At 74.6% G+C, this 16134-nt stretch carries 6 protein-coding genes; 5 read left to right on the top strand and 1 reads right to left on the bottom strand.

Annotated features, from left to right (window positions below; all coding sequences use genetic code 11):
- Window positions 1-84 precede the first annotated feature (84 nt).
- From HHX41_RS21320 to HHX41_RS21300, 5 genes are all read left to right on the top strand, one after another.
- Entirely contained in the window at window positions 85-5073 is a 4989-nt protein-coding gene (locus HHX41_RS21320; RefSeq protein ID WP_182907398.1) for a non-ribosomal peptide synthetase, read from the top strand.
- Complete coding sequence (locus HHX41_RS21315; protein ID WP_182907397.1) at window positions 5070-10442, top strand: non-ribosomal peptide synthetase/MFS transporter; 5373 nt, start codon at window positions 5070-5072, stop codon at window positions 10440-10442. Before HHX41_RS21320 ends, HHX41_RS21315 begins: the two co-directional genes overlap by 4 nt.
- A gap of 88 nt (window positions 10443-10530) precedes the next feature.
- On the top strand, window positions 10531-11853 hold the full coding sequence (locus HHX41_RS21310) for a trypsin-like serine protease (protein ID WP_182907396.1): 1323 nt from the start codon (window positions 10531-10533) through the stop codon (window positions 11851-11853).
- Between the two features lie 170 nt (window positions 11854-12023).
- Window positions 12024-14300, top strand: a complete 2277-nt coding sequence (locus tag HHX41_RS21305; RefSeq protein WP_182907395.1) for an N-acetylmuramoyl-L-alanine amidase — start codon at window positions 12024-12026, stop codon at window positions 14298-14300.
- Window positions 14301-14400: 100 nt separating this feature from the next.
- Complete coding sequence (locus HHX41_RS21300; protein ID WP_182907394.1) at window positions 14401-14847, top strand: DUF1801 domain-containing protein; 447 nt, start codon at window positions 14401-14403, stop codon at window positions 14845-14847.
- Between the two features lie 147 nt (window positions 14848-14994).
- On the opposite strand, the gene HHX41_RS21295 is transcribed toward HHX41_RS21300, so the two are convergent.
- Window positions 14995-16089 (bottom strand): hypothetical protein, encoded by a 1095-nt coding sequence (locus tag HHX41_RS21295; protein ID WP_182907393.1) that lies wholly within the window; start codon window positions 16087-16089, stop codon window positions 14995-14997.
- Window positions 16090-16134 lie beyond the last annotated feature (45 nt).

Here is a 16134-nt window from a genome sequence, read left to right as displayed (position 1 = left end):
TTCGGTCTAACTCGTTCCACACGCCATTTGTGACGATGCGTGCGATGTATCCACCACCTTTCCTTACAACCTAGGAGATCGCAGGTGGCCGACACCCTCGCATCGTTCGAACCGGCCCACAAGGCCTTCGAACGGCAGGCGCGCCAAACCCCGCTCCGCACGGCGGTCGTCTCCGGCACGACCCGCACGACCTACGCCGCTCTCAACGCCCAGGCCAACCGCATCGCCCACGAGCTGATCTCCCGCGGAGTGCGGCGAGGCTCGGCGGTCGGCGTGTGCCTGCACCGCGACGAGAACCTGATCGCGGCGCTGCTGGGCGTGTGGAAGACGGGCGCCGCCTACGTGCCGCTGGACCCGGCCTACCCGCCCGAGCGGCTGGAGTTCATGATCGAGGACGCCGGGGTCTCGCACACGGTCACCTCCGCCGAGCTCGCCGCGCGTCTGCCACGACGCGAACTCGTCCTGCTCGGCGACGCCGGCGACCGCCCCGGCTCGGATCCGGACCTGCCGAGCGACCCGGCCGATCTGGCCTACGTCATCTACACCTCCGGATCGACCGGCCGTCCCAAGGGCGTCGCGATCGAGCACCGCAACGTGATGACGCTGCTGCGCTGGGACGCCGGCTACTTCACCGCGGAGGAACTGGCCGGATTCCTCGCCTCGACGTCGGTCTGCTTCGATCCGTCCGTCCCGCAGCTCTACCTCCCGCTGCTGCTGGGCGGCACGGTGATCATGGCGGACAATCCCCTCGCGCTGCACACCCTGCCCGCCAGGGACGAGGTCACGATGATCAGCGCCGCGGCCTCCGCGCTGACCGCGCTGCTGCGGGAGCCGTTGCCGCCGAACGTGCGTACGGTGCTGTCCAGCGGTGAGCCGGTGAGCCGGGCCCTGGCCGACCGCGTCTTCGCCAATCCCGGCGTGCGGCGCATGGTGAACCTGTACGGCCCGACCGAGTGCACCGTGCACTGCTGCGCGCACGAGATCGCCAGGGACGAGCCGGGCGAGCCGCCGATCGGCGCGCCGTACGCCTGGTCGCGGCTGTCGGTGCGGGGCGCCGCCGGCGAGGCGCTGGGCGACGGGGAGCTCGGCGAGCTGTGGGTGGCCGGGCCGCTGGTCGGCCGGGGTTACCTGAACCGGCCCGAGCTGACCGCGGAGCGGTTCGTGACCGATGCCGGGGGCGTGCGCCACTACCGCACCGGTGACCTGGTCCGCCGGGAGGACGGCGTCTACCACTACGAGGGGCGGATCGACGACCAGGTGAAAGTCGCGGGCTTCCGCGTCGAGCTCGGCGAGGTGCGGGGCAGGCTGGAACGCCACCCGCTGGTCGGCCAGGCCGTCGTGCTCGCCCCGGCCGACGAGGAGGGCACCCGCAGGCTCGTCGCCTACGTCGAGCCGGCCGGGCCCGGCCTGGACGAGGGCCGGCTGCGGGCCTGGCTGCGCGAGTGGCTGCCCGACTACATGATCCCCGCCAGGATCGTCTTCCTCGACGCCGTCCCGATCGGTCCCACGGGCAAAGTGGACCGCTCCCGCCTGCCCGGGGTCTCCTTCTCCGCGCCGCGCGACGACACCGAGCAGCAGCGCAAGGACACCGAGCGGCAGCGGGGCAGCGCCGAGCGGCAGCGGAACGATACAGAGTGGCAGCGGGGCGACACCGAGACGCGGGGTCACGTCGCGCCGCGCGACGACACCGCGCCGCGCGACGACACCGAGCGGCGGATCGCCGCCATCACCGCCGAGACGCTCGGCGTCGAGCGGGTCGGCGTCCACGACCACTTCCTCGACCTGGGCGGGCACTCTCTGGCCGCCGCGAGGATCTGCGCCGGGATCGAGCAGGCGCTGGGCGTCCACGTCGCGCTGACGACCTTCCTGGCCCGGCCCACGGTCGCTGAGCTGGCCGAGTACGTCGGCGAGGCCGCGGCGTCCGCCGCGCCGGGCGCCGTAACAGCCGTGACAGGCACCGTGACAGGCGCCGTGCCGCCGCTGGTCCGCCACACCGGCCGGACCCGCTATCCGCTGTCCGCCGGGCAGCGCGGCAAGCTGCTGCTGCGCGAGGTGAGCCAGAATCCGCACGCCACCGCGATCGCCTTCCGGCTGGGGCTGCGCGGGCTCACCTCGGCGGAGCCGCTGCGGGCCGCCCTGGACGCCATCGTCCGGCGGCACGAGGCCCTCCGCTCCGTCGTCGTGGACGGCGTCGCCGTCGAGGTCGGGCCCCCGTCGCCGGTGCCACTCGAGGAGCATCGGCCGGCCGGTCCGCAGGAGGCCGACGAGCTGCGGCGGGCCGCGGTCGCCCACGATTTCGACCTGTCCTCCGGCGACTCGCCGCTGCTGCGGGCCACCCTGCTGTGGTCCGGGCCGGACAGCGCGGAGCTGGTGCTGCTCACCGACCACACCGTGTTCGACGGCGCGTCGCTGGGGATCGTCATGCGGGAGCTCCTCGACGGGCTCGCGGGCGGCGGCGAGGTCCTCCTGCCGGAGCCGCCGCTGCAGATCGGCGACGTCGCGGTGCGCGAGCAGGAGAGCACCCGGGACACCGAGGCGTTGCGGGCCTTCTGGGCCCGGGAGCTCGCCGGGGCGGTCCCGCCTTACGAGCTGCTGCCCCGCCGGGACGACCGGCCGAGCCGCCTGCGCGGTGAGCGTCTGGTGCGCCGCCTGGACCCGGCGACGGTCGCGCGGGTCGGCGAGCTCGCGACCGGCTGCGGCGCCACGCCGTTCGCGGTCTACCTGACCGTGCTCGGCATGCTGGTGGCGGGGCTGACCGACCGGCGGGACGTGGTCCTCGGCGCCGCCGTCGCCGACCGCGCCGCCCCGGGCCTGGAAGGCGTGGTCGGCGTGCTCGTCGACGTGCTCCCGGTGCGGCTGCGCCTGGATGACGAGCTGTCGCTGCGCGCGGCCGTACGGCAGGCGGGGGCGGCGACCGCCCGTGCCATGGACCACAGGGGGCTGACCGAGCAGGAGCTGACCGAGGCGGCGGGCGTCGAGCGCCCGCCCGGCTGGGTGCCGACCCCCGTCACGCTCTCGATGCAGCCGCCCGAGGTGCCCCTCTCGCTTGATCTCGGGGGCGTCGGCGTGGACCTGATCGGCGAGCTGGACGCGGGCAGCGTGCAGGTCCCGCTGATCGTCTACGTCAACGCCACGGCGGCCGGACCCGAGCTGCAGGTGGAGTACGACCTGGAGCACCTGGACCGGGCCGCGGCCGAGACCCTGACCGGCCGCCTGGCCGGCCTGCTGGACGACGCCCTGGCGCACCCGGACCGGCCACTGTCGGCGTTCGAGGTGATCGGCGCGGCGGAACGGGCGGCGCTGCTGGAGGCGGGAGCCGGTGCGCCGCTGCCCGCGGACGCGCCCCGGACCGTCGTGGAGGCGGTGCTCGGGCAGGCGGTGCGACGCCCGCACGCCCCGGCGGTCGCCGACGGGGAGGGCGTCCTCACCTACGGCGAACTGGCCGGCTGGGCACGACGGGTGGCCGCGGCCCTGGGGCCGGAGTCCGCCGGCTCCTGCGTGGGGGTCTGCCTGCCGCGCGACCGTCGTCTGCCCGCCGCGCTGCTGGGCGTGCTGCTCGCCGGCGCCGCCTACGTCCCGCTCGATCCCGGCCACCCGCTCCGGCGGCTCCGCGACCAGGTGGACGACTGCGGCGCGAAGGTGATCGTCGCGGCGGGCGAGGGGCTGGCGGTGGCCCGCGATCTGGGCGGCGTCGTCGTCGACCTGGCTCAGCTGTCCCCGTCGGAGGTGGTGCCGGACGGCGTCGAGGTGGACCCCGGCGATCTCGCCTACGTCCTCTACACCTCGGGCTCCACCGGCAGGCCGAAGGGCGTGGAGATCACCCATGCCAACCTCGCGGCGTTCGTCGCCTCGATGACGGTCACACCGGGGGTCGGGCCCGACGACGTGATGCTCGGCCTCACGCCGTTCTCGTTCGACGTGTTCGGCTTCGACGTGTGGGTGAGCCTGTGCCGGGGGCTGCGGCTGGAGCTGCTCGGCCGCGACGAGGCGCTCGACGGGCGGGCCGTGGCGCGGCGCGTCGAGGAGTCGGGGGTCACGCTGATGACCGCGACGCCGACCACGCTGCGCATGCTCGTCGCCTCCGGCTGGCGGGACGACCCCCCGGAGCGCGGCGGGGACGTGCGGGTGATCAGCATCGGCGAGGTGCTCGACCCGGCCCTCGCCGCCGAGCTGCTGGACCGCGGGGTCGATCTGTGGAACGCCTACGGGCCCACCGAGACCACGATCTACTCCACCATGGTCCGGGTGACCGCGCCGGTCGGCGACCGGGTGTCCATCGGCCGGCCGCTGGCCGGGGAACGGGCGTACGTGCTCGACCGGGCGGGGCGCATGCTGCCCGCCGGAGTGACCGGCGAGCTGTGGATCGGCGGCGCCGGCGTGGCCGGCGGCTATCGCGGCCGGCCGGAGCTGACCGCGGCCGCCTTCACCGACGACCCGGACGATCCATCGGGCGGGCGCCGCTACCGCACCGGCGACCTGGCCCGCTGGCGGCCCGACGGCACGCTCGACTTCCTCGGGCGGCGCGACGGGCAGGTGAAGGTCCGCGGCCACCGGATCGAACTCGGTGAAATCGAGTCCGCGCTCCGCGAGAGCGTCGCCGACGCGGCCGTCGCCGTGCGCGACGGCGACCACCTCGTGGGCTACCTCGCCGCGCCGCCGGGGACCGACACGCGCGAGCTGGAGCGGCGGCTGAGCGCGCGGCTGCCCGACTACATGGTTCCCCGCCGCTGGGTGCTCCTGGACGCCCTGCCCCTCACCGCCTCCGGCAAGGTGGACCGCACGGCGCTGCCGGAACCCGGCGACCGGGCGCCGCGGGTGCCGCCGAGCACCGAGGCCGAGCTGCTGGTGTCGGAGGTGTGGAGCGCCGTGCTGGACGGCCCCGAGCCGGGCGCGCACGACGACTTCTTCTCCCTCGGCGGCCACTCCGCCACTGCCGCCCTCGTGGCGGCCCGGCTGAGCGACGCCCTGGACCTGACCGTGCCGGTGCGCATGCTGTTCGAGCGGCGGACCCTGGCCGACTACGCCGCCGGGCTGGAGGCCCTGCTGCTGGCCGACCTGGAGGAGACGCCGTGACCATCAGCGACGAGCGCAGGAGCGCTCTCGCCGGCCGGCTGGCGGCGGCCCGCCGCGCCCACGCGCGTGCCGTCCCGGCGATCCCCGTCAGGGACAGGGACGGCCCCGCTCCCCTGTCGCCCGCGCAGGCCCGGCTGTGGTTCCTCGCGCAACTCGACGACGTGGCCGCCTACAACGTGCCGACCGTCGTACGGCTGCGCGGGCCGCTGGACGTCGCGGCGCTGCTGGGCGCCGTACGGGATCTGGCCGACCGGCACGAGGTGCTGCGCAGCCTGTTCACCGACGACGGCGCGATCCCCGTCGACGCCGGACAGGTCCCGATCACGGTGGAGGACCTCGACGACGACGCCCTGCTCGGCGCACGGCTGCAGGAGGAGCTCGCCCGCCCGTTCGCGCTGGACACGCAGCCGCCCGCCCGCGCCCTGCTGCTCCGGCTCGGCGCCCGCGAGCACGTGCTGGCGCTGACCGCGCACCACATCGCCTTCGACGCCTGGTCGCGGAACCTCGCGCTGACCGAGCTCGCCGCCCTGTACGCGGCACGGCTCGGGCTCGCCGGCCCGCCCGCGCCGCCGCGGGTGCAGTACGCCGACTACGCGGCCTGGCTCGCCGGGCAGCCGGAGGGCGACCTGTCCTGGTGGACCGGGCGGCTGGCCGGGCTCGAGCCGGTCCTGGACCTGCCGGTGGACCGGCCGCGGCCCTCGGTCGCCGACTGGACGGGCGCCACCGTCCCGGTGCGGCTCGCGCCGGCGCTGACCGCCCGGGTGCGTGAGGCCGCGGCCGAGACCGGCTGCACGCCGTTCATGGTGCTGCTGGCCGCCTGGCAGGAGCTGCTCGGCCGGGTCTGCGGCACCGACGACGTGCCGGTCGGCGTGCCCGAGGCGGGACGGCTCCACCCCGGCACCGCGGACATGCTCGGCTGCTTCGTCAACACGCTCGTCCTGCGGGGGGACAGGTCCGGCGAGCCGACCGGCCGCGAACTCCTGGCCCGGACGAAGGCCGGCGTGCTCGACGCGCTCACCCACCGCGACGTGCCCTTCGACCGGATCGTGGAGCACCTGCACCCCGAGCGCAACCTCGCCACCACGCCGGTCTTCCAGGTGCTGCTCAACGTGCTGGAGGACGGCGCCCAGACGCCGGACTTCCCCGGCCTGACCGCCGAGCAGGTGCAGTTCCCCCTGCTCACCACCAAGTACGACCTCAACCTCGCCCTGGACAACATGGGCGAGACGTACGAGGGCGAGCTCGCCTACCGCGTCGACCTGTTCGACGAGGCGACGGCCCGGCGCGTCGCCGGCTGGTACCCGGCCCTGCTGGAGGGCATGCTCGCCGACCTCGACGCGCCCGCGGCGGCCGTGCCGCTGGAGCCGGTGACCGGGCCCGTGGCCTCCGGCACGCGGATGCCGATGGACCTGACCCGGCCGCTGCACGCGTTCGTCGGCGACCACGCGCGGCGCACGCCCGAGGCGACGGCGGTGGCCGACGCCTCCGGCTCGCTCACGTACGGCGAGGTGGACCGGCTGGCCAACCGCCTCGCCCACCATCTCATCGCGGCAGGGGTGCGGCCGGACGAGCCGGTCGGCGTCCTCGTCGGCCGGCACCGCGGGCTGGTTCCCGCGCTCCTCGGCGTGCTGCGCGCGGGCGGGGCGTACCTGCCGATGGACCCCCTTTATCCCGACGACCGTCTCGGCCACATGCTGGAGACGGCCGGCGCGCGGGTCGTGCTCGCCGATCCCGAGCACGCGGGCCGGCTCCCCGGCACGCTGGTCCTGCCCGAGCTGCTGGCCGCCGGACCCGAGGATCCGCCGGACGTCGAGGTCGCTCCGGACCAGCTGGTCCATGTGATCTTCACGTCCGGCTCCACCGGGCGGCCCAAGGGCGCCGGGATCGAGCACCGGTCGGCCCTGCACTACCTGCACGGCCTGGCCGAGCTGGTGCCCGACGTGTACGAGTCGTACGGCGTGGTCTCCACCACAGCCGCCGACCTGGGGCTGACCTGCCTGTACGGCGCGCTGTTCCGGGGCGCCGCGGTCCACCTCGTGGACCAGGAGACCGCCACCGACCCCGAGGCGTACGCCGCGTATCTCGCCACGCGTCCCGTCGACGTGATCAAGATGGTGCCGAGTCACCTGGAGCTGCTGGCCGCCCACGGCGACCTGGGCAGGATGCTGCCGCGCCGGCTGCTGATCCTCGCCGGGGAGGCCACGTCGTGGGAACTGGCCGAGCGCATCCGCGCGGCCCGGCCCGACCTGGAGCTGCAGATCCACTGCGGCCCGACGGAGACGACGGTCTCGGTGCTCGGCGGCCGGGCGCCCGGCAGGCCCACGGGGGTGGGATCGGTGCCGCTCGGCCGCCCGTTCCCCGGTGTGGACTGCTACATCGTCGATCCCGCCGGCCGCCCGCTGCCCGCCGGGGTGCCGGGCGAGCTGTGGGTGGCGAGCCCCAGCGTCGCCCGCGGTTACCTGAACCGCCCCGACCTCACCGCCCAGAGATTCGTCTTCGATCCGGTGACCGGAACGCGCCGCTGTTACCGCACCGGCGACCGGGTCCGGCTCAACGCCCAGGGGCTCGTGGAGTTCCTCGGCCGGGTCGACGACCAGGTCAAGATCAGGGGCTTCCGGGTGGAGCTGGGGGAGGTGAAGACCGCCCTGCAGGAGCAGCCCGGCGTCCGGGAGGCCGCGGTGCTGCCGGTCGGCGAGGGACACGCGCGGCGGCTGGCCGCCTGGGTCGCGCCCGCCACCGTGGACCTCGCCGCGGTGCGGGCCGGGCTGCGTGAGCGGCTGCCCGACTACATGGTCCCGTCCGCGATCGTCGTCCTCGACGAGCTGCCGCTCACCCCGCTCGGCAAGATCGACCGGGCCCGCCTGCCGGTGCCCGAGGCTGCGCCCGCCGGGGAACGCGTGGCGCCGAGCACACCGACAGAGCTGCGGATCGCCTCAGTGTGGTCGGACGTCCTCGGCGTGGCGGACTTCGGCGTCGACGACGACTTCTTCGCGCTGGGCGGCGACTCCTTCCGCGCGGTCCGCGCCGTCCGGGGGATCGACCCGGCGCTGCGGGTGATCGACCTGTTCACCCGGCCCACGGTGCGTGAGCTCGCCGCCCACCTCGACGGCGGTGCGCAGGCCCCCGCCGGGCTTCTGCACCACCTCGCGGGCCCGCGTACGGCGAGCCGCACCCTCGTCTGCCTGCCGTACGGGGGCGGTTCGGCCGCCGCCTTCCGGCCGCTCGCCGCCGAGCTGGCCCGCCTCTCGCCCGGCACGGCGGTGGTCGCCGTCGAGCTGCCCGGGCACGACTCGGCGCGGCCCGAGGAGGACCCGCTGCCGCTCCCGGAGCTGGCCGGCCACCTCACGGCCGAACTGGCCGGGGTACGCGGCCCGATCGCCCTGTACGGGCACTGCGTCGGGTCGGCCGCGACGATGGAGCTGGCGTTGCGGCTGGAGGCCGCGGAAACGCCGCTCGCAGGTGTCGTCGTCGGCGGCAGCTTCCCCGACGCCCGGCTGCCCGGACGGCTGTCGGCCTGGTGGAACCGGAGGTTCCCCGCCCACCGCTGGTCCTCCGACCGCGCCCAGCGCGACTTCCTGCGCACGCTCGGCGCCGTGGACGACGACTTCGGCGACACCGGGATCATGCTGCGCGCCCTGCGGCACGACGTCGAGGAGGCGCAGACGTGGTTCAGCCGCCACCTCGACTCCCCCGGGGACTCCCCCGAGGACGCCCCGGAGCATGCGGAGCGCAGGCTCGCGGCGCCGCTGCTGTGCGTGATCGGCGAGCGTGACCGGTCGACCGAGCTCTACCGGGAGCGCTACCGCGAGTGGGGGGCGTTCGCCGAACGGGTCGAGCTCGCCACGATCCCCCGGGCCGGGCACTACTTCCTGAAGCACCAGGCCGAGACCCTGGCGCGGCTGATCGACGAACGGCTCGACCGCTGGGCCTGCGGCGACCTGCCCGATCCGGTGGGGCGGGTCGAGGTGGCCGGGCAGAGCGCCCGGCGGGACCTGCGCCGCTTCTACACGGTCGCGGCCGGGCAGACCCTGTCGCTGCTCGGCGCCGCGCTGACCTCCTTCGCCCTGGGCGTGTGGGCCTACCAGGAGAACGGCCGGGTGCTCGACTACGCCCTCGTCACCATGCTCGCCCTGCTGCCGTCGCTGCTCGCGGCGCCGCTGGGCGGCGCGGTCGCCGACCGGGTGGACCGGCGGCTGGTCATGCTGGTCTGCGACGGCGTCTCCGCCGTGGCCACCGCGGCCCTGGTGATCCTGCTCTGGCTGGGACGGCTGGAGGTCTGGCAGGTCGGGGCCATCGCGGGGGTGCTGTCCCTGGTGACGGCCTTCCACCGGCCCGCCTATCTGGCGGCCGTCGCGCAACTCGTGCCCAAGCCGTACCTCATGCAGGCGAACGCGCTGGCCAACCTCGGCACCGGCCTCGGCATGCTCGCCGGCCCGCTGAGCGGCGCCGCTCTCGTCACGACCGTCGGGCTGCACGGCGTGGTGGCGGTGGACGTCGTCACGTTCCTCGCCGGACTCGGCACGCTGCTGCTGGTGCGTTTCCCCGACAGGCTGTTCCGCCGCCTGGAGGAGTCCTTCTGGCAGGCCATCGCCGGCGGGTGGCGCTTCCTCGTACGGCGGCGCCCGCTCATGATCATGATCGGGTTCTTCGTCGTGGAGAACTACCTCGGCATGCTGGCCCAGGCCGTGACCGTGCCCGCGGTGCTGTCGTTCGGCGACGTCGCGGGCGTGGGCGCGGTGACCGCCATGCAGGGCCTGGGCGCGGTGCTCGGCTCCCTGGCCATGGTGTTCTGGGGCGGCACCGAGCGGCGCGCGGTCGGCATGGTCGGCTTCGTGATCGGGTTCGGGGCCGGGGTGCTGCTCGTCGGCCTGCGGCCCTCACTCCCGCTGGCCGCCTTCGGCGGGCTGATGTCGTGGGCGTTCCTCAGCGTGCTGAACGCGCACTGGCTCGCCATCATCCAGCTCAAGGTCGGGCTGGAGCTGCAGGGGCGGGTGCTGGCCACCAACCAGATGCTCGCCGTGTCCATGACGCCGCTGGCGTTCCTCACTGCGCCGGTGCTGGCCGACGACGTCTTCGGCCCGCTGCTCGTCCCCGGCGGCGCGCTCGCGGACACGGTCGTCGGCGACGTCGTCGGGGTGGGGCCGGGGCGCGGCGTCGCGCTGCTGCTGGCCGTCTGCGGTGCGCTGCTGGTGCTCTGGGGCGCGCTGGGGCTGTGGTTCCGGCCGCTGCGGCTCATGGAGGACGCGCTGCCCGACGCGGTCGCGGGCGCCGAGATCGCCGACGACCTCGACGCCGTCCAGGCCGAGGCGGACGCCACGCTGCGGGAGGACACCGCGCACGTGGCCGCGGCCTCCGGTCCTAATCACTGACAAGTCGATCACAAGTCCGCCCGCCTACCTTCGGCCGCTGGAAGTCGGTGAACACCGAAGGCTCCAGCATCCGAGGGGGACCAACAGCATGTCGTTGAAGTCGAAGGTCACGGGCGCCATCCTGGCGGCGGCGGCCGTGACCGCCGTCGCCACGCCCGCCGTCGCCACGCCCGCCGTCGCGACACCCGCCGTACCGGCGGGGCAGGCGGCGCCGGCGCCGGGAAACCGGGCGCCGGCGTACCTGACGCCCGAGCAACAGGACGTTTTCCGGCGGCAGGCACCCCTGGTCGCGGCGGCCGACGAGATCAGGAAGGCGGTGGAGAGCGGCCCGTCCGCCGGGTACGCGGGGATCGAGCTGGCCGGTGACCGGGTGGTCGTCTGGTGGAAGGACAAGGTGCCCGGGCGGGTCCGGGCCGCGATAGGCCGGGCCGGGAAGGCCGTCACGGTGGAGGTGCGCCCAGCCGAGTATTCGCAGAGCGAGCTGTCGGAGGCCGCGGACCGGCTCTGGGCCGCATCCGGTGCCGACCACGGTGGCCGCGTGCACGCCGTCAAGCTGGCCCTCGACGGTAGTGGGCTCACCGCGGCGGTCAGGGAGCAGGACGCCGCCCTCGCCCGGCAGGAACTGCCGAAGGTGGGGGTTCCGGTCGAGATGGTCGCGCAGGAGCCCATGACGCTCAACAAGACTCGCTGTGACGACGACGCCCCCTGGTACGGCGGGGCGGCGATCCGCAACGCGACAATCGGCACCGGTGGCCCCTGTGGGGGGACCAGCGGCCCCGGCTACCACTGCACCGCCGCCTTCGCCGTGCACATCAACCTGGTCCGCTACCTGCTGACCGCCGGCCACTGCGGCGCGCCGGGCGACCGGTTCACCGACGCCGCGGGCCAGACCATCGGCACCGCCGAGGCCGAGCACGTGGGACACGACCTGCTGCTCATCAGGGTGACGGGCGTCGTCTCGGTGAACGACGCCACGGGCTGGATCTGGGACGGAAAGCCCGGCGTGAACGACTTCGTCAAGCCGGTGGCCGGATGGGGGTGGACCTACAAGGGACAGTCGTTGTGCGTCTCCGGCGCGACCAGCGGAGCGACGTGCGGACACGTGGTGGACGGTAAGTACACCGAGATCTGCGGCGAGGACGTCTACGGGAACAACGAGTGCCACGACGACCTGATCTCCGCCAAGCGGCCGCTCGGCAGCACGGTCGGCGGCGACAGCGGTGGGCCCGTCTTCGAGTTGACCGGCGACTCCAGCATGGTGCGGGCGATGGGTTCCCACACGGGCACCATCAGGACGACCTCGATCTTCGGCAGCAAGAACGAGTGGACCCTCTTCCAGGATTTCGGCACGGCCACCCGGGACTTCCCCGGGCTCGAGCCCTACCTCGGTTTCGCCAAGGACCCCCTCTAGCCGACCGAAGCTCGGATGGTATGCGCATGCCTATGTCCGCTTGACGGGTTTTGTCGGGTTCCAGTTAACGATCTCGATGAGATTCGCCCGATTCACTGGCGCCCGGCTCCGCGCGGCGGTGTGATTGCCCCGGTCTGGTCCCCACAGGCATCCGAGAAGGGGTCGCACACGTGAGACTCGCACTGCGCACCACCGGCATCACGGGCGCCGTCGTGGGAGCCGCCGCGGCGCTGCTGCTGCCGGCCGTACCGGCGGTGCGGGCCGCGGACGGCGCCGCGCCTCGCGTGTCCTGCGCCGCGACGCTGTCGGCGCCGACGCGGCAGGCGGCCTTCGGCGAGGCCGCGCGGGCGACGGGCGCGCCCGAACCGCTGCTGAAGGCCGTGGCCTACATGCTGTCCCGCTGGGACGACCACCAGGGCAGGCCGAGCTCCGACGGCGGCTACGGCGTGTTCGACCTGAGCGACGACACGCCGGTGACGGGAGACGGGGCCGGCAAGGGCAGGGCGGCCGGGACGCGGAGCCAGCTCGCGGCGGCGGCCGAGCTGACCGGGCTGCCGGCCGACGCGCTGCGCGCGGAGCCGAACGCCAACATCTGCGGCGGCGCGGCCCTGCTGGCCTCCTACCACGACGGCGGCGACGACCTGGGCTCCTGGCGGGACGCGGTCACGCGGTTCGGCGCGAAGCACGAGTTCGTCCGGCAGGTCTACCAGACGCTGCGCGCCGGCGAGAGCCGCGTCACCGCCGACGGCCAGACGGTGACGCTCGCCGCCGACGAGTCGGTCGCCCTCCCGTCGCAGGCCAAGGCGGCCGGGCCGGGCACCGACTGCCCGTCCGGCCTCGACTGCGAGCTGATCCCCGCGCCGTACGCCAAGCACGTCCCGGCCGACCCGGACAGCACGACGCGCTATGGCAACCACGACGTCGCCGACCGGGCCGGGGCGGGCGGGCCGAAGCTCGACTACATCGTCATCCACGACACCGAGGGCTACTACGACCCCTCGGTGCGGCTCGTCCAGGACCCGACGTACCTCGCCTGGAACTACACCATCCGCTCCGCCGACGGCCACGTCGCCCAGCACCTCGACGCCAAGGACGTGGGCTGGCACGCCGGCAACTGGTACGTGAACATGCACGCCATCGGCATCGAGCACGAGGGCTTCGCGGGCGGGGCGGGGTGGTACACCGAGTCGATGTACCAGACCTCGGCCGCGCTGGTGAAGCACCTGGCCGCGAAGTACGGCATCCCGCTCGACCGGGCGCACGTCATCGGCCACGACCAGGTGCCGGGGACGATCCTCGGCGCCACCGAGAGCATGCACTGGGACCCGGGGCCGTACTGGGACTGGGACCACTACTTCGAGCTGCTCGGCGCGCCGATCGGCGGCGGCCGGGCGGCCACGACCCGGGTCGTGCCGGGCGACGTGGTGGAGGTGCGGACCGGCTACCACGACAACCCGCAGCCGCTGACCGGTTGCGCCGCCGCGTCGCCGCCCTCGCCGGAGTGCGTCGCCGGGGCCGGCACCAACTTCGTCCCGCTCCACCAGTCGCCGTCCGATACCGCGCCGCTCGCCGCCGACCCCGGCTGGAAGCCCACCGGCGAGGCGGGCACGACGTACGTCAGCGACATCAGCGCCCGCGTCGTCTCCGGCCACAAGCTCGTCGTCGCGCAGGTGCAGGGTGACTGGCTGGGCGTGTGGTGGGCGGGCGCGCTGGCCTGGCTGCGCAACCCCGCCGACCGGCCCGTCGTGATCCCGGCGTCGGCCAAGACGGTCACCGTGAAGGCGGGGGCGACCACCCCCGCCGCCGTGTACGGCCGGGCCTATCCCGAGGCGCCGGCGTACGACGGCACCGGCATCCCCGTACAGGCGATCTCGCCGCTGGAGTACGCCGTCCCGGCCGGGCAGGCGTACGCCGTGAGCGACGACGACGTGGTCACCGACTACTACCGGGCGACGACGTTCGACGGGTCGGCGCCGGGCGACCGCACCGACCTCAAGGGACAGGACCGCTACTACCAGCTCTGGTACGCCCACCGGCAGGTGTTCGTCCGCGCGGCCGAGGTGGATCTGCACGACGCGCGCCCGGTCGCGGTGGTCAACACCACTCTCCCGGTCGTGCGCGGCGTGGCGAAGGCCGGCCGCACGCTGACCGCGTCCCCCGGCGCCTGGACGCCGTCGCCGAAGCGGATCCGCTACCAGTGGCTGCGTGACGGCGCCGAGATCAGGGGCGCGACCGGGCGGACCTACCACGTCAAGGGCCGCGACCGCGGCGCCCGGCTGTCGGTACGGGTGACGGCGTCGGCTCGCGGCTACGCATCCGGCGTCGCCACGTCGGCGGCCACCTCACCCGTGGGGCCCAACCGGCCCGCCCGGCCCACGCACCCCGGTCGCCCCGCGCCGTCCCCCTGGCGCTCCGAGCCCCGGCAGGTCGACTGGTCCCGCCGTTAGAGCGCCTGCCCGGCCGCGGGTCGGGCCCGGGCGTCCGCGCCGGGACCGCCACAGCGGGGATTGTCGATTTCTGTCGCACCCGATGTGTAGGCATGAGGTCATGACGAGATCGAAACAGCCGGTGACGGCCCCGACCGACGTGAGCGTCGGCGATTTCCTCGCCGCGGTCCCCGACGAACGCCGGCGGGCCGACGCGGAACGCCTCTGCGGGATACTCCGCGAGGTGACCGGTGAGCCGCCGGTGATGTGGGGGCCGAGTATCGTCGGCTTCGGCCGCTACCGCTACCGCTACGAAAGCGGGCACACGGGCGAGGCGCCCCTGGTCGGCTTCTCCCCGCGCAAGCAGCATCTCGTCGTCTACCTGACGGGCGGGTTCGAGGAGCGCTTCGCCGCGGTGCTCACCCGGCTCGGCCCGTACAGGGCGGGCAAGGGCTGCCTCTACCTTAAGCGGCTCGGCGACGTCGACGAGAGCGTGCTACGCGATCTGCTCGACCGCACGGCGCGGGCGCACAAGGAGGCCGACCGGGCGGCAACCGGCGAGGCATGAGGAGCGGACCCGGCAGGGCATCCGCCCTGCCGGGTCCGCCTCACCCACCGTTCCGCCATCACCCACCGTTCCGCCATCACCTACCGAGCAGCCGCTCCCCCATCCGGTGCCAGGAGGCGCGTCGCCGTACGACTGGGAGGCGGGGTGTCACCGCGGTTGCCCGCCCGATGGTCGCCCGTACAGTGCCCTGGTGTCGTCCGCCGCGCGCAGAGCGCGTACGCCGACGACGGCGAGGGTGATCCCGCTCGCCAGGAGCACGGCCAACTGCACGCCACCGGCGAGGCCGGTCATGCCGAGAGCGGGGTCGGCCCCGCCCGGAGACAACGTGCCCGCCCGGGCGAGCACGGCGGGCACGGCCAGGATCGCGCCCGCCAGCGCAGCCGGCCCGGGCCACGTCAGCGTCCTGCCCATGGCCGCGCACCACACCGTCAGCGCCAGCAGCGACAGGGAGGCGAGGCCCGGGACGTCGACCCACATCCAGGCCTGCACGAGGATCGGCGCCGGGACCGTACCGGCCCGCGTCGCCGCCCCGAGCACGCCGACGACCAGGGCGAGCAGGAGGCCCGCGGCGACCGGGATCGCGACCACGGGCAGGGCCCGCCGCGCGGGCAGACGGGACGGCGGCGCGTCGCGGTGGAACCCGATCACCAGAGCCAGCACCATGACCACGGCAGGGAGGATCGAGCAGGCCCAGCGCACCGCGCTCTCCCAGTTGAGGAACAGCGGCGGCATCAGCATGTACGGCACGACCAGGGCCGCCACGGCCGCCGCCTTGGCCGTGCGAGAGCGGCCGCGGACGAGCGCGCCGAGGGCGACCGCCCACAGCAGCGGCGCCAGCTCGGCCAGCACGAGCCGCACGCGCTCAGGCGACCCGGGGTCGCCGATCCCCATGACACCGTCGGGGAGCATCTCCGGGGGGATGCCGTACGTGAGCACGGCCTGCCCGGCGTAGAGGCAGCCGATCACCGTCCAGAAGACGAGGCCGAGCAGGGCGGCCCGGCGGACCGCCTCACCCCACAGGTGGGACCGCGGCGGCGACCCCGGGCCGCCCAGCCGCACCCGCAGCGCGAGCGCGGCCACGCTGGCGATCTCCAGGAAGCGCGGGTGCTGGTCGTCGTGGCCCGCCCGCCCGGACTGGGCGCCTTCGAGGAAGGCCCAGACCATCTCCTCCTCGCGCTCGGCCCGGTAGGACGCGGGCAACAGCCGCAGCCACCGCCGGTAACGCTCCTCCAGAACGCTCATGCCACCCCCTCGCCTCGCGGCTCGGGGTCGCCTGATCGCAACGCA

It is taken from the genome of Microbispora sp. H13382 (genome assembly GCF_014161445.1).
In the GTDB taxonomy this organism is placed as follows: Bacteria; Actinomycetota; Actinomycetes; order Streptosporangiales; family Streptosporangiaceae; genus Microbispora.
This window is presented reverse-complemented; position numbering and strand designations above follow the sequence as displayed.

Excerpts from the sequence above, each read along its gene's own strand:
- HHX41_RS21300 (WP_182907394.1), top strand. The coding sequence starts at position 14,401 with ATGACGAGATCGAAACAGCCGGTGACGGCCCCGACCGACGTGAGCGTC.
- HHX41_RS21310 (WP_182907396.1), top strand. The coding sequence starts at position 10,531 with ATGTCGTTGAAGTCGAAGGTCACGGGCGCCATCCTGGCGGCGGCGGCC.
- HHX41_RS21295 (WP_182907393.1), bottom strand. The coding sequence starts at position 16,089 with ATGAGCGTTCTGGAGGAGCGTTACCGGCGGTGGCTGCGGCTGTTGCCC.